This window comes from Nocardia sp. NPDC050710 (genome assembly GCF_040654375.1).
Taxonomy (GTDB): Bacteria; Actinomycetota; Actinomycetes; order Mycobacteriales; family Mycobacteriaceae; genus Nocardia.
In genome coordinates this window covers 111,565-128,761 of the sequence record NZ_JBFAHV010000010.1, presented here as the reverse complement: position 1 = coordinate 128,761, position 17,197 = coordinate 111,565, and the positions used below count along the sequence as shown (strand labels likewise).

Sequence of the window (17,197 nt, the reverse complement as noted above, 5' to 3'; positions counted from 1 at the left end):
GCGGCCATCGGCGCACCGCGCGCGGACGAAACCCGAGGTGTCGTCCAGCACACGGGGTGACGGATGTGGAACAACCCCGGCGCACCGCCGGTTGGGGATCGGATGAGGGGCCCGGCGCTGATGCCGGAGCCCTGCGCGGGACGCAGGAGGCACGATGAGCAACGCCGCCGATGACCTGGTGCTGGTGATCAACTCCGGCTCGTCGTCGATCAAATACCAACTGCTGAACCCGGAATCGGGTGTGGTCGTGGCCTCCGGTCTGGTCGAACGGATCGGCGAGCAGAGCGGCGCCATCGAACACAAGGCGGGCGGGCGCACCGTCGAGCACGAGGGGCCGATCTCGGACCACAAGGCGGGTCTGCAGCTGGTCTTCGACATGTTCGCCGCGACCGGGCACGATCTGACGGGCGCGGGGGTGCGCGCGGTCGGGCACCGGGTGGTGCACGGCGGTGAGATCTTCTACCAGCCGACGCTGATCACCGACGCGGTGGTGGCGGCCATCTCCGACCTGTCCACCCTTGCCCCCCTGCACAATCCGGCCAATGTCACCGGTATCCGGAGCACCAGGGAACTGCTGCCCGGCGTACCGCAGGTCGCGGTGTTCGATACCGCGTTCTTCCACGGCTTGCCCGCCGCCGCCAAGACCTACGCCATCGACGCGGATGTGGCGATGGCGCACGGTATTCGGAAGTACGGATTCCACGGCACCTCGCACGAGTACGTCGCGGGTCAGGTCGCCGGGCTGTTGGAGCGCGATCCGGCCGAGCTGAATCAGATCATCTTCCACCTCGGCAACGGCGCCTCGGCCTCGGCGATCCGCGGCGGACATCCGGTCGACACCACCATGGGGCTGACCCCGCTGGAGGGCCTGGTGATGGGTACCCGCGGCGGCGATCTGGATCCGGGCATCCTGCTGCATCTGATGCGGTCGGCGAATCTGGACGCCGACGGGATCGATCAACTGCTGAACCGTAATTCGGGGATCAAGGGCCTGTCCGGGGTCAATGACTTCCGCGAACTGCAACGACTGATCGATACGGGTTCGGAGTCGGCGCGGCTCGCCTACGACGTCTACATCCACCGGCTGCGCCGCTACCTCGGCGCGTACCTGGTGGAGCTGGGTCGCGTCGACGCCATCACCTTCACCGCGGGGGTGGGGGAGAACAGCCCCCAGGTCCGCGCCGACGCGCTGGCCGGGCTGGAGAGCTTCGGCATTGCCGTCGACCCGGCCCGCAATACCGCGAAAGAGCGTGGCGCACGGTGGATCTCGCCACCGGACTCGCGCATCCCGGTGCTGGTGGTGCCCACCAACGAGGAGCTGGCCATCGCCCGCGCCGCGCACGATGTGGTGGCCTCTTCAGAAAACCTCACGGAAATCTCATGATGGTCCGGTCAGTATGGGTACCGGATCAGGTTCGCCCGGTACTCCGAGACCGCCGCCGGACTCCACCGCACGTCATCGGATACGCGAATGCCCTCGCCCCCGAGCGTCACTCCGGCTGCCCCCGGTGTGACAGCGTGCGGTAGGCCCGCGGCGTCCGAAGTGCCGACTGCTCCGCGACACAAGGTCCAGCCCGGCCGGTTTTCCCTCCCGGCCGGGCTTCGCTTTTGCCGGATTCGCCGGGCTTCGTGTCGGAATCGCTGAGCTCTGTATTCGCCGAAGTCTCAGAGCGACGGCGAGGACGCCTGCGCCCAGAACCGCTTCGGAATGCGTCCCGCCGCACGGGCCAGATGCCCCGCGCGGACCGCATCGGCCATCGCGGCGGCCATCAGCGCGGGCTGCTTGGCCCGGGTCACCGCGGTGGCCAAAAGCACCGCCGAGCAGCCGAGTTCCATGGCGAGCGCGGCATCGCTCGCGGTGCCGATGCCCGCGTCCAGGATGACCGGTACTCCGGCCGCTGCCACGATCATCTCGATATTGTGCGGATTGCCGATGCCGAGTCCGGTGCCGATGGGAGCGCCGAGCGGCATGACCGCGGCGCAGCCCGCATCCTCGAGGCGCCGGGCCAGCACCGGATCGTCGGTGGTGTAGGGCAGCACCACGAAGTCGGCGTCGACGAGTTGTTCGGCGGCGGTGAGCAATTCGATCGGGTCCGGGAGCAGGGTGCGCTCGTCGGCGATGACCTCCAGCTTGACCCAATTGGTATTCAGCGCCTCCCTGGCCAGCTGTGCGGTCAGCACCGCCTCGGCGGCCGTGCGACAGCCCGCCGTATTGGGCAGCGGCATGATGTCGAGGCGCTTCAGCAGATCCAGCACCCCGGTGCCGCCCGCGGCGTCGACGCGGCGCATGGCGACCGTGGTGAGTTCGGTGCCCGAGGCGAGCAGCGCTTCCTCCAGCACGCTCAGCGATTCCGCACCGCCGGTACCCATGATCAGCCGGGAGCCGAACACCCGATCCGCGATGCGCAGCGGCGGCAGCCCGAAGCCCGCGTCCGCCTGCTCGTCGACGACGGGGGTCGGGCGCTCATCCACCTTGGACCGCCGTCAGCACTTCGATGGTCCAGCCGCGGCCGACCGGTTCATCCCAGCGGGATTTAGGGAAGACCGCGCCGTCGACGGCCAGGGCGACGCCCTGGCACGGCAGCCCGAGTCGAGTCAACAGCTCACGCACACTGAGCGATTCGGCGAACTCGTGGTCCTCCCCGTTCACGGTGACACCGATCGGGATTGATGTCGCGGTCATCGAACTCCTCCTACGGACGAGACGGACGGCGCGGTCGCCGTCGAAAATCGGTGTGGGTCGGCCGCTTCCGCCTCAGCCACGGGCGCCCCGGCCAGCAGCCCGAGCGTCGCGTCGACGGTGAGCGGTATGGCGAGCATGCCATTGCGGCCGTGACCGGTGGCGACGACGAGGCGGTCGGTGAGCCTGCCGATCAGCGGCAGATTGTCCGGGGTGCTCGGTCGCGAACCCGCGGTGGCCTCGGCCAGTTCGTATTCGCCGATACCGGGCAGCACGGCCTCGGCGTCCGCGATCAGATCGCGCACCCCGGAGACGGTGACGGCGGTGTCGAAACCGGCCTCGTATTGGGTTGCGCCGACCACGATCCCGTCCCCGCGCGGGACCAGGTAGACCGGTCTGCCGTGCACCCGGGCGCGGATAACCCGTCGTGGCGCGGGCGCGGCGCCCGGACGGTGCCGCAGGCGCAGGATTTCGCCCTTGACCGGCCGCACCGGAAGTTCGGGCGCCAGCCGCGCCGAGGCGGCGCCCGCGGCCAGCACGATCTGATCGAAGTCGGGTAGTTCGAGGGTGTCGACCGATTCGGCCCGCATCCGCACCCCGGCGGTGGCGCAGGCCCGGCGCAGGCCCTCCAGCAGTCGCCGGTTGTCGATGGCAGGTTCGGCGGGTGCGAGCAGACCGGCGCGCACCGTGCGGGCCAGCGCCGGTTCCAGCGCCCGCACCCCCACCCGGTCCAGGATCCGCATCTCGTGACCGCGACCGCCGACCCAGTCGGCGACGGTGCGCAGATCGGCGGCGTCGGCGCTGTCCAGCGCGACGGTCAATGTCTCGTCCGCGACGAATACCGGCACCCCGGTGGTGGCTTGGAGGCGCTGTGCGAACTCGGGCCAGCGGGCCAACGAGGCGGCGCCGAACTCCAGTACCCGGTCCTCACCGGGCCAGCCCTCCGACAGCGGGGCCAACATGCCCCCGGCGACCCAGGACGCGCCGGATCCGACGGCGGGATCGAACAGCGTGACCGACCAACCCGATTCCGCTGCTCGCCACGCCACGGCCAGACCGATGGCGCCGCCACCGACGACGGCCAGCGTCCGCATTCGTTCCACCTGCTTCTGGCCTCCTTATTCGCATCCCCACGGTAGCGCGGCTACGGTCGAGGGCGTGCATCCCTCCCACCCGAACCGGCTCCTACCGCCCAGGGAACGTCTGGCGACCGCGCGGCTATATCTCTGCACGGACGCGCGCCGGGAACGGGGCGATCTCGCCAAGTTCGCCGACGCGGCGCTTGCGGGCGGGGTCGACATCATCCAGTTGCGGGACAAGGGTTCGCCGGGTGAGGCGAAGTTCGGCCCGCTGGAGGCCAAGGCGGAACTCGGCGCGCTTGCCGAATTGAAGGCCGCGGCCCGCAGGCACGGCGCGCTGGTCGCGGTGAACGATCGCGCCGATATCGCGCTCGCCGCGGGGGCCGATGTGCTGCACCTGGGTCAGGGCGACCTACCGCCCTGGTATGCCCGCCGCATCGTCGGCCCCGATGTGGTGATCGGCCGATCCACCCACAGTCGGGCGCAGGCCGGATTGGCCGCCATTGATGAGCACATCGATTACTTCTGCACCGGGCCGGTGTGGGCGACCCCGACCAAACCGGGTCGCCAGCCCGCGAGCCTGGATCTGATCCGTTCCACCGCCGATTCGCATCCGACCCGGCCTTGGTTCGCCATCGGCGGCATCGACTCCGAGCGACTCCCCGCGCTGCTCGAGGCCGGTGCGCAACGCATCGTCGTGGTGCGCGCGATCACCGAGGCCCGTGATCCGGAGGCCGCGGCCCGCAGACTCAAGGTCGCGCTGCTCGCCAACGCCTGATCGCGGATGCCGTGTCGCGAGCCGGTCGGCGCGGTATATCCACGGCTGGGAAGCGGAGGCGCACCTTTGCCACCTGGCGCATCCGAGTCAGGCCAGCAGCTGACCCCGGGTCAGCGACAGCAGCGCGGCGGCACTGTGTTCCGGTTCCGGTGTCGCGGCGGGTTCGACGGCGTCGGCAACCGTGTCGACGATGCGCACATAGCCGCCGGGTCCGTCCGGATCCGAATGCAGCCAGACGAAGCCCTGATCGGCCAGGTCGACGATGCGCGGGAGCGCGGCGGCGAGTGTGGGGGCGTCGGCCACATCGTCGAGGACGACGCGGGCCGGTGCGGCGCGCAGCTCCGGCCAGGCGGCGGCGAAACCCGGGTGCAGCGGTCGGTCGACGACCTCCTCCTCGGGAACCCAAGCCAGCGCCGTGCTCTCACGATTGCGGCTGGTCGGCAAGGTCATGGCGGCGTCGGCGATGACGGTGGTGTAGATCCAGCCGCTCGGCGCGGAGGCGGTGACGCGCTCGCTGCGCACCCGGACATCGGTGGGGCGGATGCCCGCTTCCTCCCATGCCTCGCGGACCGCGGCGCGCATCGGTGTCTCGTGGCTGTCCAGCGCACCGCCCGGTAGCGCCCACGTACCGCCCTGATGACTCCACGGCGCGCGATGTTGCAGCAGTACCGCCGCGCCCCCGTCCGCGAGCGGCGCTCGCAGCAACAATCCGGCAGCGCCGAATCGGCCCCAGTGCCGAACTCCGTCCGGGTCCCGCGACCACCCGTCACCGTCACCACGCATCGCTACCTATCCTCATCCAGCCGCGGCGATGTCATAGTCTGGACTGTTTTCCAGGGGTGTTTCACACGCCGCAGCACCGGTAGGACCACAATAAACTGCGACACAGGCGCCTATGTGTGGCGCAGACCCGGAGGTGGATATGGCTCGGACCGAGCAGCTGGCGGCCGCGCGGCCGCCGTCGGTCGGTGCCGAATCCGCGCGCAGGCATTTCGCCGGCCTGCCCGCGGCAATGGTGCGTGAACATCTGGATCCGGCCAATCTGCGGTCCTTCGCGCAGTCCTCGCCCGGACGTCTGATTGCTCTCGGATTGCTACTGATTGGTCTATGTCTGGCCGCCGGTACGGTCACCGCGATCACCGTCAGCGATCGCCAGCAGGCACTGGATGTCATGCTCGACGACACCGAGCCGGACGCGCACTCCGCGCACCGGCTCTACACCACGCTGTCCATTGCCGACGCCGCCGCGAGCACCGCCTTCATCGCGGGCGGGTTGGAGCCGGAAGCGGTGCGCGATCGCTACACCCAGGCCGTCGGCGAGGCCGCCGCGGAGCTGATCACCCAATCCGGGCACGCGACGCAGGACCCCTCCGACACCTCCGCCGACGCCCGGTTGCGCACCGGTATCGCCACGAGCCTTCCGGTCTATACCGGGCTGATCGAGACCGCCCGTACCAACAACCGCATCGGGAATCCGGTCGGCGCCGCGTATTTGAGCGAGGCATCGAACCAGATGCAGACGACGCTGTTGCCGATGGCCGAGGAATTACAGGATCATCGGTCCGCCGCGGTGGATTCGGCCCAGCGTCACCACATCCGCCCGCCGTGGCCCGCGATCGTCCTGCCGATCCTGGCGCTGGCCGTATTGGTCTGGGCTCAGGTCGAATTGGCGCGGCGCTGGCGGCGGACCTTCAACGCCGGATTGCTACTCGCCTCCGCCGCGATGCTGATCCTGTTGGGCTGGACGGTGATCGCCGGTTCGGTATCGGCCGCGGCGATGATCCAGGGCCGCGACGAGGGCGCGGTGCCCGCGTCGCGCCTCACCGAGAGCCGGATCCTGACCCAGCAGGCGCGATCGGCGGAGACGCTGAAATTGGTGCGCCGCGACGCGACCGGCGACTACGACCGGACCTACGACACCGGAATAGTCCGGCTCGGCGAGCTGCTCGGCGGCTATCCCGGTGACGTTCCCGCGGCCGATGACGCCGCGAATGCCCGTGCCGCACTGGATCGTTGGCGCGCGGCACATCTGCGGATGAACGAGACACTGGCCCGCGGCGATTTCCAGGGCGCTGCCGCGGTGGCCACCGGCCCCGGCTCCGCGGATGCCGCCGCCCAGGTCGACGTGCTGGACCGGGCGCTCGACGAGGGCATTACCGAAACTCGGAATACCTTGCGTGGCAATATCTCCCAGGCGACCGGAGGGCTCGACTTCCTGGCGCCCGGTGCGCTGATACTCGGCATCCTGGCCGCCGGCTATGTCGGACTCGGGCTCTGGCCCCGACTGCGGGAGTACCGGTGAACCGGGCCCGCGGCCTGCTGGCCGCCGCTCTCGCCGCCACCGTCGTGCTGACCGGTTGCAGTGACGACACGGGTTCGGCGGGTACCACCCGATCCGCAACGTATACCGAGCCGCCGCTGCCCGCCAAAGCCGTTTCGGTATTCACGGATACGCCGCTGCCGCCGCAGAACGAGCCGAAATGCGGTGATCCGACCGCCAGTCTGCGGCCCACCGGGGCGGGTTCGGCCGCCCGCGGACCGACACTGGACGCCATCCGGGCGCGCGGCAGGCTGGTGGTCGGATTGGACGCGGGCAGCAATCTCTTCAGCTTCCGGGATCCGCTCAGCGGCACCATCGTCGGCTTCGACGCCGATATCGCGCGCGAGGTCGCCCGCGATCTGCTCGGTAGCCCCGATCTGATCGAGTACCGCACCCTCGGCTCCGCCGATCGGGAACAGGCACTGGAGGATCACACCGTCGATATGGTCGCCAAGACCATGACGATCACCTGTGAGCGACGCCAGCGGGTCAGCTTCTCCACCGTGTACCTGCGGGCCGATCAGCGGGTGTTGGCGATGAAGAACTCCGGCATTCGCGGACTCGACGATCTGGCGGGCAAACGGGTCTGCGTGGTGCGCGGCACCACCTCGCTGGACCGCGTCCGCCGGGAGCAGCCCGCCGCCGCCATCCTCTCGGTGCCGACCTGGGCCGACTGCCTGGTGGTGCTACAGCAGCGCCAAGTCGACGCGGTGAGTACCGATGACGCAATCCTGGCCGGATTGGCCGCGCAGGACCCCTATACCGAGCTGGTCGGCGCGAGTATCAGCGGCGAGCCCTACGGCATCGGCATTCCGAAGGGTTCCGACGATCTGGTGCGTTTCGTGAACGGCACCCTGGATCGGATCCGTGCCGACGGCACCTGGAGTCGGATCTACCGGCAGTGGCTCAGTGTGCTCGGCGATGTGCCCGCGCCGCCCGCCCCCACCTATGAGGACTGAGGGCGATGAGCGAACAGCAGCGCAGCGCATCGGAACCGGCCGAGTCCGCCGGGGCCGGCCTCGAGTCCGAACATGCGGTTCCAACCATTCGCTGGTCCGATGTGGTTGCCGGGCACCGGGATTCGCCGCCTGAGCCGGTCGATTCGGCCACGGCGGAGTTCCCCGGCGATGTGACGGCCACACAGCCGCTCTACCTGGGATTCTGGACGGAGCCGGGTGAGTCCGATGCCACCATGGCGGTGCCGCGTCGAGCTTCGGAACCCGAGCCGAGCGGCACCGGAGCGGCCGTGGACGAGACCGGCGGCGGGGCGGCGGAATCCGCCGGACAGGGCGGCCCCGTCGAGCCGGGCACGCCGGTGGAACAGGGCACTCCGGTGAAACAGAAAACTCCTGTCGACCAGAACACAATGGCGGTGGCACCCGAGGCTGTCGAACAGAGCACCAAGGCCGCCGCCTTCGGCCCCGGGGCCGATTCCGGTGCCGCGCTGCGCACCTCCGGTCGCTCCGTGCGCACCGCCCGTTCCCGCCCCGCGGTGCGCCTGCTCGGCGCCGGGCTGGTGCCGATCCCGACCGTCGCCCCCGCGGACCCGCTGGCGGCGGTGCTCACCGATCCGGTGGTCGCGGAGGGTAAGCGCTTCTGCTGGCGGTGCGGGAATCCGGTCGGTCGCGCCACCCCGGTGCGTCTGGCCACCACCGTCGGCGTCTGCGAAACCTGCGATGCCCCTTACGATTTCCGGCCTTCGCTGCACCCCGGCGATATGGTCTCCGGGCAGTACGAGATCCAGGGCTGTATCGCGCACGGCGGCCTCGGCTGGATCTACCTGGCGATCGACCGCAATGTGAGCGATCGCTGGGTGGTGTTGAAGGGCCTGTTGCACGCGGGCGATGCCGAGGCCCAAGCGGTCGCCGTCGCGGAGCGCCAGTTCCTGGCCGAGGTGGCCCATCCCAGCATCGTCAAGATCCACAACTTCGTCGAATCCGCGGGCCAGGACGGCGAGCCCATCGGCTACATCGTGATGGAGTACGTGGGCGGGCGTTCGCTGCGCGCGATCCTGGACACCTACAAGCGTCCGCAGCGGATGCCGGTCGCGGAGGCGATCGCCTACCTGCTGGAGATCCTGCCCGCCTTGGAGTACCTGCACTCCATCGGACTCACCTACAACGATCTCAAGCCCGATAATGTCATGGTCACCGAGGATCAGGTGAAATTGATCGATCTCGGTGCCGTCGCCACCATCGATGCCTACGGAAACCTGTACGGCACCAGGGGTTTCCAGGCCCCCGAGATCGCCAGGACGGGGCCGACGGTCGCCTCGGATATCTACACCGTCGGCCGTACGCTGGCGGTGCTGACCCTGAACATGGCAATGGAGCACGGCCGCTACCGCGACGGCATCCCCGACCCCGCCGACCAGCCGGCGTTGCGGCGTTACGAGTTCTTCCACCGGCTGCTGCTGAGCGCCACCGATCCCGATCCGGAGCGCCGATTCGCCTCGGCCCGCATCCTGTCGGCACAGTTGGCGGGCGTATTGCGGGAAATCCTGGCGCTGGACACCGGCGTCGAACATCCCCAGCTGTCGACGGTATTCGGTCCGCAGCGCGCCAGCTTCGGCACCGAGGAACTGATCAGCCAGACCGACGCCTACGCCGACGGCATCGCCCGCAGCGAGTTGCTGAAGCCCCGCGATATCGTTGCGGCGCTACCGGTTCCGCTGCTCGACCCGGCCGACCCTTCGGCGCCGCTGCTGGCCACCACGGTGCATCCGGACCCGCAGCAGGCCCTGGCCGCGCTACAGGAGGCCCGCGCGCGCGCCGGGGCCGACCCCGGAAATTCGCCGGACACCCTGGATCTGGAGCTGACGCTGGCCGAAGCCCGGATGCGGCTGGATCTCGGCGAGGCGGCCGCGGTGCTGTACCTGCTACGCGGTTCGCCCGAGAACGACTGGCGCACACACTGGTACACCGGGCAGGCCGAACTGTTGGAGCGGAACTACGAGCAGGCATTCGCCGCCTTCGACGCGGTGCTGCGGGTGCTGCCCGGGGAGATCGCACCCAAACTCGCCCTCGCCGCGACCGCGGAACTCATACTGCAGCACTGGGATTCGGAGGATCCCGAGCAGTGGCGGGCCTACGCCGAGAAGTTCTACGACACGGTCTGGCGCACCGATCGTGCGGTGGTGAGCGCCGCCTTCGGACTGGCCCGCCAGCTCGCGGCGGCGGGCCGGGTCGCCGAGGCCGTCACTGCCCTCGACGAAGTTCCCGCCTCCTCGCGCTGCTACAACACGGCCCGGTTGACGGCGGCCTGGCTGCTGCTCACCGCCGCCCCGATCGCCGAGTTGGAGGAGTCCACCCTGCACATCGCGGCCTCCCGGGTGCAGACCTTGCCCGCGGGTGAGAGTCGCGCGGTGCAGATGAAGGTACTGGTACTCGGCGCGGCACTGGCCTGGCTGCGGTCCGGTAATACTCCGAAGCTCGCGGAGGCCACCCTCTTCGGGGCTCCGTTCGCCGAACGCGATCTGCGTGAGGGCACCGAGGCGGGTCTGCGCGTCCTCGCCCGCAGCGCCCCCGGTCGCAACCACCGCTATGCCCTGGTGGATCTCGCCAACGACATCCGGGCCAAGTCCTGGTTCTGACCGGGTGTAGGCCCCCATCCACCCGGAGCCTGGGTCATCCCCAGGGTTGGTCGCCGCTCTGAACCTGCACGGGTGCTGTACTGAGTTGTCAGATGCTTTCTAGCTCGAATCTGAAGAACAGGCCGAACTGCCGAGCGAAGCCGAGCAACTGACCGAGGCTGTGGCGCTCGGCGTGTTCGTTCACCAAATACGAGATGGTCGGCTGCTTCTCACCGAGGAATTCCGCCGCCTGCGTGACGGTCATGCCGCGTCGTTGGATCTCGTGCGCGATGGCGCGCATGAGTTCTACCCGTAGCTGACGTTCTTCTGGGGAAAGTGGAGCGCGGGCCATTGCATCAGCGAACCAGGCCAGTCGGACAACCGATCGACGCAGGCTCGCGCCGCGGCGAATGCGCGATGGAGCCGTTCTACATCAGGCCGCGGCGGCGTGGCTCAGCGGCAACCGCCAGCATGAGCTGTGTGCACGGCACCTATGGCCGTGATCACCTCGCGGGCGCTGTCGCCGAAAACGGCCGATTCGGCCAGTAGCGCGAAGGTCCGCTCGTAGGTCACCACCTCCGACGGGCGAGTGATCGTGAGCTCGGCGCTGGGAGTCTCGACCATCACCATTGAGCGGTCGAACAGGATGAACCCGCGTGCCGGGCAGCGGTAGCGCGCCGTGAGCTCGATTACGCCCAGGCTGATTCGTGGGTTTCGGCTCGCTTCGACCAGCGCGTCCATCTGCTCTGCCATCACCTCGGAGCTGCCGACGGTGCGATACAGCGCACCCGCCTCGACCAGGAACGTGAAGCGGCGAGCACCGGCATGCAAAACCTTCTGCCGCTCCATCCGGGCGGCTACCGCGTCGTCGAGATCGTCACGGCCTCCCGTCATGTCGATGCAGGCGCGCAAAATTCCGCGCGCGTAGTCGGAGGTTTGCAGCAGGCCGGGAATCACGTTGACTTCGTGCCAGCGGATCAGCTTGGTTGCAGATTCGATACCGATCGAACGCCGTTGGCGTGGCGCGTGCCCACTTGCGTTTACCCGTCGCCACTCCAGATACATCGACCGCAGATTGCGAAGTGTGGCAACGAGATCGTCGTACACGAGTTCGTTGTCGACCGCGTGACACCATGCCGCAAGGTCATCCTCGCTGGGCTGCTGCCTGCCCAATTCCAGGCGAGATACTTTCGACGGATGCCAATCACACGCGACCGCGAGTTGCTTACCGGATAAGCGGGCATCCCTACGGAGCTCACGTAGCCGCGCTCCGAGGGCTGCCCTTGCCTGCCCAACTGTGCTCACCTTCCGGCGTGCTCCGATTCGACATAACGAGCGTGATCGACACCCTGTGCCCAGAGCCGCTCGGAGATCTCAGAGCACACCGACACGATCACCGGGTCATCAGTTACGGCGAGCCCAGTTGTAGCGCCAGTTGGATCGGTCGTGTTGAACGCGACCGTCCTTCGATCGAAAATCCAAAAGTCGTCAAGCGGTACATGCCCCGACTGCTCGGCCAAATGCCGAGGTAGCCAACGGATCTGCTCACCATTGGCGATAGCGCGCTCCGTAACCGATATCAGCCAACTTGTGTAGGTCGAATGTGGCACCGTGACGACGCGCACCCGTGAGACGGCCACACCCCGACCGGTGGTCTCCTGAATCAGGTCGTTCCACGCATTATGTGCCGCCGGACGCTGTGCGGGCGGCGGCTCCCCAGCAGCGAACCGAGACAGGGCTTCTGCCTCGGTATCGACTACGTACGAATCCTTGGTCTCGACGTGAAACGCTGATGTCTTTGCGGCACGAAAGAATTCGTCGAAGATACCCGCACCGGATAGCGCCCTCACGCCGTGACCACCACCGCGGTTTCGTCGGACGCGAGAGTAAGCCGTGCGCGCACGTCAGCGGTCACGGGTACCCCTTCGACTAGCAGCAAGCCAGGCGTATCGGTGGTCTCGACCGAGATTGTGGTGCCGGGTTCGGCCCAGTCGAGCAGCACGTGCGGAACGAGCACTGCTGCACCACTGCGAGTAGCTACACCTTGCACGACCAACGTGTCGTGATCGGCTGCGTACAGGGCGGGACATCCACCATTCTCCGACCCAGATCCGAGCAGTCGCAGTGTGGTCACTGGACGCTCCTTGCATTGCGATGAGTCCTGGTATCGCAATCTTCCCAGCTTAATTGGCCCCACGAGCTGGAATTAGCGCGCAATCTCGCGCAATTCTGATGTGCTGTTGCGCGGCCCGTCTCTACCGTCCGAGGTGGGCGCCCGGGGCCGGTGTCAGTCGGCCTGGTCCCGGGTTGCCTCACCATCTCGCCGACGGAGGTGACGGCAATGACGAACGACGAGGCCCGGGTCATGAAGGCCCTGCAATCGGGCCAGCAATTGACCGCAGAACAGCTAGCCGGCGCATCCGGCCTCGAGGCCGGACGGGTCCACGAAGCGGTCATGGCACTGGCAGACCGTGGCCTACTCGCACCGACGGCCGGAACGCCAACCACGACATGGGAACTGAGCGCCAACGGACGCGGGTACGTCCAGACAACGCCAGGCCGGGCCGCGCTGGATATTCCGCCGATCCGGAAGGCGGCCCGGCGATGAGGCAGACACCTACCGCGATCGGATACCTACGCAAGGACGTATCCGGCGCAAGCCAGCAATGGGATGAGATCCAGATCCGCAGTCGCGCAAAAACTCTGGGCTACAGCCTCGCCAAGACCGTGACGTTCAGCGCGACGACCGACGATCCGGAGATGCGTCTGAGGAACGTGGTTCAGGCGCTCGACGCCGACGCCGTGATCGCACCGAGCCTGGCGCACTTCGACGGCGAGGTGCCCGAAACCCTGGTGCGGCTGTGCGAGCTGAACGTGATCGCACCGAGGGCGGCGTCCTACACCCGCCGCTACGACGAGATTCACCGCGCCACAGGCTCATAGACCCACCCGAGCAGCAACGACGCTGGGAAGGACGTCACGACATGGTGAAGGTGCAGAACCCCGGGCCGGACGGCTCGGCCAGCAACAACTGGAACGAAGACCCGCGCGAGGACGACGGCCGGGACGACTGAATCAGATTCACCATGCAGAAACCAGGCTCGAACGGCCAGGAGGCCGCAAAGGATGTAGGCCCCGGATCTATCCGGGGCCTACATCGTGCGCTGGCCGTTCCGTGTCACCAACGTGTCACTATTCCGGTTGAACGTGGGCGTCCACTCGCATTCGCTGGCATGCATAACGCCAGCTCGCGGACATTCCCGTACGGACTTGCACCCACCTGGACACCCGATAGTCATCCCTGAGGATGACCGAAGAGAACACTTTGTAGTGACGCGTCCGAGACGGTTTTGCGCAATGCTGGTCGGCATGATCGAACTGAGGGGCCTGACCAAGCACTTCGGCCAGACCGTCGCGGTTCAGGATCTGTCCTTCACCGTCCAGCCGGGACAGGTGACGGGCTTCCTCGGACCGAACGGCGCCGGTAAATCGACCACCATGCGGATGATCCTCGGGCTGGACAAGCCCACCGCGGGGACGGCGCTCATCAACGGCAAGCCGTACCACGAGCTGGACCATCCGCTACGTGCCGTCGGCGCACTACTCGACGCCAAATGGGTGCATCCCAATCGCTCCGCCCGCGCCCATCTGCAGTGGTTGGCCGCCTCCAACGGCATCGCCAAGTCCCGGGTGGACGAGGTGCTGCGGCTGGTCGGCCTCTCGGAGGTGGCGGGTAAGAATGCGGGCGGTTTCTCGCTGGGCATGTCGCAGCGGCTCGGCCTCGCGGGCGCTCTGCTCGGCGATCCGCAAGTTCTGCTGTTCGACGAGCCGGTGAACGGCCTCGATCCCGAGGGCATCCTGTGGATTCGCCGGTTCATGCAGCGGCTGGCCGCCGAGGGTCGCACCGTGCTCGTATCCAGTCACCTGCTCTCGGAAATGGCGCAGACCGCCGAACATCTGATCGTGATCGGACGCGGTCAGCTGATCGCCGACACGACCACCAAGGAATTCATCGAGCGCTCCTCGGAGACGGCGGTGCGGGTGCGCAGCCCGCAGCTCGACCAACTGCGCAGCCTGCTGACCTCCAGCGGTATGACGGTGCGCGAAGACGGTGAGGGCTCGGACGGCCCGGCCCTGATCGTCGCCAATGTCGTGAGCGACGCGGTCGGCAAGCTGGCGGGCGCGAACGACATCACGCTGTTCGAGCTGTCGCCGCAGCGGGCCTCGCTCGAGGAGGCGTTCATGCGGATGACCGGCGGTGCGGTGCAGTACCACGGTGAAGGCTTCGACCAGGTGATGGGAGGTGCGCTCTGATGGGCGTGTTGGCAGCGGAACGGATCAAACTCACCTCGACCCGGTCGCCCTGGTGGTGCACGGCGTTGATGGTCGCCTTCGCGCTCGGCATCGCGGTGCTGTTCAGTCTCGCGCTGAAGGCGACGGTGAATCAGTTCAACGAGGACGTGGCGGCGGGCCGCGTCCCCATCACCGACAACCCGTATCCGGACAACTCGATCGCGGGACTCGGCATTACCGGTGTGGCCGCGGGCTTCCCCGGCTTCGGCTACATCCTGGTGATGATCCTCGCGGCGCTGGCGGTGACCAGCGAATACCGTTTCGGCACCATCAAGGCGACCTTCCTGGCGCTGCCCCATCGGAGTTCGGTGCTCGTCGCCAAGGCGGGCCTGATCAGTGTCGGTGCGGCGGTCCTCTCGGCGATCCTCACCTTCGTCAGCTTCTTCATCTTCAAGGCGATGACCGGTAGCGACGCGGGCCGGTTCCTGAGTCTGTCGGACGGCGACAACAAGGTCTTCTACGCGGTGCCGATCTTCGTGGCGCTGGTGGTCTTCCTCGCGGTGGGCGTCGGTGCGCTGATCCGGCAGTCCGCCGGTGCGCTCTCGCTGCTGATCGTGTGGCCGGTGCTGATCGAGCCGATCGTCGGGGCCTTCGGCAAGGTCGGGCGGAATATCCAGGTATTCCTGCCCTTCCAGAACGCGGGCCGATTCCTCGGCACCGCGGACGAGACCCTGCCCTGGCACTGGGGCGAGTGGGGCGGACTGCTCTACTTCGCCGCCATTGTCGCCCTCATCTTCGGCTCCGCGCTGTTCGTGGTGAACAAGCGCGACGCCTGACCGAGAGCCACCCGAGTGCCTTCCCTCGCTACTCGGGTGTGTGAGGTCGCGACCTTGTCGGGAGGTCCGTGACCCCGGAGTACACCGCCTGCCACTGCCCGGCGGACGGTGTGCCCTCCGGCCCGGTGCGATATCCCCTTCGCACCGGGCCGGTGGTTTCTCCGGATGTGACGCACGGCACTGCACGGGTGTACGTCCGCGCACTAGCATCGGCCCGGCAAACATCGTGTTACCCATCGGCGGACCCAATGGCGTGCTCGTCCCGCTCGATCGAGAGGTCTCGGATGGCGATAATTGGTAGCCCGCCCACGGTCGGTCCGCTGAGATACCCTCGGGGCGTGAACGAAACACCTTCCGGCGGTGCTGAGCCCGGGTCGGAGCCGGAGGACGAGGGCGGGGTTCCGCCCGAGGTCGTCATCCCGTTGGTGCCGACCGACGAAGCGGAGGAACCGCGTCGTCCGGGTGCGGGATATCGCCGGGGGCAGCTTTCCTCGCTGATGAACGCGGCGAATCAACGACCGGATCTGATCGGCGTACTGCGCAAGGCGCGTGAACAGCTGCCCGGTGACCCGTCTTTCGGTGACCCGCTGTCGGTTTCGGGGCCCGGCGGGGCGCGCGCGGTGGCCCGCGCGGCCGACAAGCTGGTCGGCGACACCCCGAGCGCCGCCCGCGAGATCGGCTTCGGCGCGCTCCAGGTCTGGCAGGCGATGCTGGAGCGAGTTGGCCGCGGAAAAGGTAGCGAAGAAGTAACTGTCATGTTCACCGACCTGGTGGCCTTCTCCAGTTGGTCGCTCTCGGCCGGTGACGAGGCGACGCTGGAGTTACTGCGCGGTGTCGCGAAGGCCATCGAGCCGCCGATCGTCGATCGCGGCGGCCACGTCGTCAAACGCATGGGCGACGGCGTGATGGCCGTCTTCACCTCGGCCGATCGCGCGTTGCACGCCGCGGTGCAGGCCAAACGCAACCTGGAGAAGGTCGGCGTGCACGGCTACCGTCCGCGAATGCGGATCGGTCTGCACACCGGTTCGCCGCGCGAGATCGGCGGCGATTGGCTCGGGGTCGACGTCACCATCGCGGCCCGGGTGATGGAGGCGGGCGGCAATGGCAACACCATGCTTTCCGAGGCGACGCTGCTGTCGCTCAGCGAGGGCACACTCGAGGAATTGGGGTTCGCGGTCAAGCCGTACAGACGCAGTTTCTTCGCGGCCCCGCTCAGCGGTGTCCCCGAAGATCTGCGGATCTTCCGTCTGTCGAAGAGCTGAGTTCTCGAGAAACCGAGCTAGATCCACCAGGCGATAGCGCCGCCCGCCGCGAGCACCGCGCATACGGCCAGCGCGATGGACAGCGGGCGCGCCGTCTTCCAGGTCGAGTAGGCGCCGCCGAGCAGGAAGCCGGAGAGCGCGAGCAGGATGATCACGGTCACTGTGTTTATTCTGCCGCGCCTGGCGGCGCGGCGTGTTCGCGGGCTGTGTTTTTGGCCGCGCGGGCGCGGCGTGTTCGCGGCCCTGGATGTCTCGCTGTCGAGCGGCCGAGACTTGCGACTGCGTCGCGTGCGCTTCGGCCGCTCGGCAGCGAGACGGCCGCGAACGGGTCGCTCGTAAGGCTCGCTCCGGACGGGGCTGAGTTGGGAGCGGATAGTC

19 protein-coding genes and 1 pseudogene are annotated in these 17,197 nt (G+C 67.9%); 10 read left to right on the top strand and 10 right to left on the bottom strand.

Going from position 1 to position 17,197, the window contains the following annotated elements:
• Positions 1 to 154 precede the first annotated feature (154 nt).
• Positions 155 to 1,384 carry an acetate kinase gene (locus AB0H61_RS19450; protein ID WP_357306205.1) on the top strand — a complete coding sequence of 410 codons (1,230 nt, stop codon included), beginning with the start codon at positions 155 to 157 and terminating at the stop codon, positions 1,382 to 1,384.
• Positions 1,385 to 1,665: 281 nt separating this feature from the next.
• Here the strand turns inward: AB0H61_RS19450 and AB0H61_RS19445 are convergent, their stop codons facing one another.
• Genes AB0H61_RS19445 through thiO form a run of 3 tightly spaced genes read right to left on the bottom strand, consistent with a single transcriptional unit; the run spans position 1,666 to position 3,774 of the window.
• Positions 1,666 to 2,418, bottom strand: coding sequence for a thiazole synthase (locus AB0H61_RS19445; RefSeq protein WP_357306491.1), 753 nt, complete (start codon positions 2,416 to 2,418; stop codon positions 1,666 to 1,668).
• Positions 2,419 to 2,464: 46 nt separating this feature from the next.
• Positions 2,465 to 2,683, bottom strand: a complete 219-nt coding sequence (thiS, locus tag AB0H61_RS19440; RefSeq protein WP_357306202.1) for a sulfur carrier protein ThiS — start codon at positions 2,681 to 2,683, stop codon at positions 2,465 to 2,467.
• The gene (thiO, locus tag AB0H61_RS19435; RefSeq protein ID WP_357306489.1) at positions 2,680 to 3,774 is read right to left on the bottom strand and encodes a glycine oxidase ThiO; all 1,095 of its coding nucleotides are present in this window, start codon (positions 3,772 to 3,774) and stop codon (positions 2,680 to 2,682) included. The genes thiS and thiO overlap by 4 nt, the downstream gene beginning before the upstream one ends.
• 64 nt (positions 3,775 to 3,838) lie before the next feature.
• On the opposite strand from thiO, the gene thiE reads away from it, so the two are divergent.
• A complete protein-coding gene (thiE, locus tag AB0H61_RS19430) occupies positions 3,839 to 4,537 on the top strand; it encodes a thiamine phosphate synthase (RefSeq protein ID WP_357306199.1) in 699 nt (232 codons plus the stop codon).
• 87 nt (positions 4,538 to 4,624) lie between these two features.
• Here the strand turns inward: thiE and AB0H61_RS19425 are convergent, their stop codons facing one another.
• A complete protein-coding gene (locus tag AB0H61_RS19425; RefSeq protein WP_357306196.1) occupies positions 4,625 to 5,320 on the bottom strand; it encodes an NUDIX hydrolase in 696 nt (231 codons plus the stop codon).
• Between the two features lie 139 nt (positions 5,321 to 5,459).
• Between AB0H61_RS19425 and AB0H61_RS19420 the strand changes: the two genes are divergently transcribed.
• From AB0H61_RS19420 to AB0H61_RS19410, 3 genes are read left to right on the top strand one after another with little or no spacing between them, the layout of a single operon-like run.
• Entirely contained in the window at positions 5,460 to 6,839 is a 1,380-nt protein-coding gene (locus AB0H61_RS19420) for a hypothetical protein (RefSeq protein ID WP_357306194.1), read from the top strand.
• Positions 6,836 to 7,816, top strand: coding sequence for a glutamate ABC transporter substrate-binding protein (locus AB0H61_RS19415; RefSeq protein ID WP_357306191.1), 981 nt, complete (start codon positions 6,836 to 6,838; stop codon positions 7,814 to 7,816). Before AB0H61_RS19420 ends, AB0H61_RS19415 begins: the two co-directional genes overlap by 4 nt.
• Positions 7,817 to 7,821: 5 nt before the next feature.
• Positions 7,822 to 10,449: a tetratricopeptide repeat protein gene (locus AB0H61_RS19410; RefSeq protein WP_357306188.1), complete on the top strand. Its 2,628-nt coding sequence runs from the start codon at positions 7,822 to 7,824 to the stop codon at positions 10,447 to 10,449.
• A gap of 88 nt (positions 10,450 to 10,537) precedes the next feature.
• On the opposite strand, the gene AB0H61_RS19405 is transcribed toward AB0H61_RS19410, so the two are convergent.
• The 5 genes and pseudogenes from AB0H61_RS19405 to AB0H61_RS19385 all read right to left on the bottom strand — a co-directional run bounded on the left by AB0H61_RS19405 (position 10,538) and on the right by AB0H61_RS19385 (position 12,445).
• Positions 10,538 to 10,780: an XRE family transcriptional regulator gene (locus AB0H61_RS19405; protein WP_357306186.1), complete on the bottom strand. Its 243-nt coding sequence runs from the start codon at positions 10,778 to 10,780 to the stop codon at positions 10,538 to 10,540.
• A gap of 101 nt (positions 10,781 to 10,881) precedes the next feature.
• The gene (locus tag AB0H61_RS19400; RefSeq protein ID WP_357306487.1) at positions 10,882 to 11,535 is read right to left on the bottom strand and encodes a DUF5753 domain-containing protein; all 654 of its coding nucleotides are present in this window, start codon (positions 11,533 to 11,535) and stop codon (positions 10,882 to 10,884) included.
• A 27-nt stretch (positions 11,536 to 11,562) separates the two neighbouring features.
• Positions 11,563 to 11,733 (bottom strand): annotated as a pseudogene (locus tag AB0H61_RS19395) (helix-turn-helix transcriptional regulator); the annotation flags it as partial.
• The gene (locus tag AB0H61_RS19390; RefSeq protein WP_357306183.1) at positions 11,730 to 12,278 is read right to left on the bottom strand and encodes a DUF6879 family protein; all 549 of its coding nucleotides are present in this window, start codon (positions 12,276 to 12,278) and stop codon (positions 11,730 to 11,732) included. The pseudogene AB0H61_RS19395 and the gene AB0H61_RS19390, both read right to left, overlap by 4 nt.
• A complete protein-coding gene (locus tag AB0H61_RS19385) occupies positions 12,275 to 12,445 on the bottom strand; it encodes a hypothetical protein (RefSeq protein ID WP_357306180.1) in 171 nt (56 codons plus the stop codon). Before AB0H61_RS19385 ends, AB0H61_RS19390 begins: the two co-directional genes overlap by 4 nt.
• A gap of 324 nt (positions 12,446 to 12,769) precedes the next feature.
• Between AB0H61_RS19385 and AB0H61_RS19380 the strand changes: the two genes are divergently transcribed.
• The 5 genes from AB0H61_RS19380 (at position 12,770) to AB0H61_RS19360 (ending at position 16,819) form a co-directional block, all read left to right on the top strand.
• Positions 12,770 to 13,036 (top strand): hypothetical protein, encoded by a 267-nt coding sequence (locus AB0H61_RS19380; protein ID WP_357306178.1) that lies wholly within the window; start codon positions 12,770 to 12,772, stop codon positions 13,034 to 13,036.
• Positions 13,033 to 13,371 carry a hypothetical protein gene (locus AB0H61_RS19375; RefSeq protein WP_357306175.1) on the top strand — a complete coding sequence of 113 codons (339 nt, stop codon included), beginning with the start codon at positions 13,033 to 13,035 and terminating at the stop codon, positions 13,369 to 13,371. The genes AB0H61_RS19380 and AB0H61_RS19375 overlap by 4 nt, the downstream gene beginning before the upstream one ends.
• A 426-nt stretch (positions 13,372 to 13,797) precedes the next feature.
• Entirely contained in the window at positions 13,798 to 14,742 is a 945-nt protein-coding gene (locus AB0H61_RS19370; protein WP_357306173.1) for an ATP-binding cassette domain-containing protein, read from the top strand.
• Positions 14,742 to 15,557 carry an ABC transporter permease gene (locus tag AB0H61_RS19365; RefSeq protein ID WP_357306171.1) on the top strand — a complete coding sequence of 272 codons (816 nt, stop codon included), beginning with the start codon at positions 14,742 to 14,744 and terminating at the stop codon, positions 15,555 to 15,557. Before AB0H61_RS19370 ends, AB0H61_RS19365 begins: the two co-directional genes overlap by 1 nt.
• A gap of 497 nt (positions 15,558 to 16,054) precedes the next feature.
• Complete coding sequence (locus AB0H61_RS19360) at positions 16,055 to 16,819, top strand: adenylate/guanylate cyclase domain-containing protein (protein ID WP_357306484.1); 765 nt, start codon at positions 16,055 to 16,057, stop codon at positions 16,817 to 16,819.
• Between the two features lie 17 nt (positions 16,820 to 16,836).
• Here AB0H61_RS19360 and AB0H61_RS19355 read toward each other — a convergent pair whose 3' ends face one another.
• Positions 16,837 to 16,980 carry a hypothetical protein gene (locus tag AB0H61_RS19355; RefSeq protein ID WP_357306169.1) on the bottom strand — a complete coding sequence of 48 codons (144 nt, stop codon included), beginning with the start codon at positions 16,978 to 16,980 and terminating at the stop codon, positions 16,837 to 16,839.
• Positions 16,981 to 17,197: the final 217 nt, after the last annotated feature.

What these genes read in the sequence shown, in the direction of transcription:
- AB0H61_RS19450 (WP_357306205.1), top strand. Translation starts at nt 155, where the DNA reads ATGAGCAACGCCGCCGATGACCTGGTGCTGGTGATCAACTCCGGCTCG.
- thiS (WP_357306202.1), bottom strand. Translation starts at nt 2,683, where the DNA reads ATGACCGCGACATCAATCCCGATCGGTGTCACCGTGAACGGGGAGGAC.
- thiO (WP_357306489.1), bottom strand. Translation starts at nt 3,774, where the DNA reads ATGCGGACGCTGGCCGTCGTCGGTGGCGGCGCCATCGGTCTGGCCGTG.
- AB0H61_RS19425 (WP_357306196.1), bottom strand. Translation starts at nt 5,320, where the DNA reads ATGCGTGGTGACGGTGACGGGTGGTCGCGGGACCCGGACGGAGTTCGG.
- AB0H61_RS19420 (WP_357306194.1), top strand. Translation starts at nt 5,460, where the DNA reads ATGGCTCGGACCGAGCAGCTGGCGGCCGCGCGGCCGCCGTCGGTCGGT.
- AB0H61_RS19410 (WP_357306188.1), top strand. Translation starts at nt 7,822, where the DNA reads ATGAGCGAACAGCAGCGCAGCGCATCGGAACCGGCCGAGTCCGCCGGG.
- AB0H61_RS19405 (WP_357306186.1), bottom strand. Translation starts at nt 10,780, where the DNA reads ATGGCCCGCGCTCCACTTTCCCCAGAAGAACGTCAGCTACGGGTAGAA.
- AB0H61_RS19380 (WP_357306178.1), top strand. Translation starts at nt 12,770, where the DNA reads ATGACGAACGACGAGGCCCGGGTCATGAAGGCCCTGCAATCGGGCCAG.
- AB0H61_RS19375 (WP_357306175.1), top strand. Translation starts at nt 13,033, where the DNA reads ATGAGGCAGACACCTACCGCGATCGGATACCTACGCAAGGACGTATCC.
- AB0H61_RS19370 (WP_357306173.1), top strand. Translation starts at nt 13,798, where the DNA reads ATGATCGAACTGAGGGGCCTGACCAAGCACTTCGGCCAGACCGTCGCG.
- AB0H61_RS19365 (WP_357306171.1), top strand. Translation starts at nt 14,742, where the DNA reads ATGGGCGTGTTGGCAGCGGAACGGATCAAACTCACCTCGACCCGGTCG.
- AB0H61_RS19360 (WP_357306484.1), top strand. Translation starts at nt 16,055, where the DNA reads ATGAACGCGGCGAATCAACGACCGGATCTGATCGGCGTACTGCGCAAG.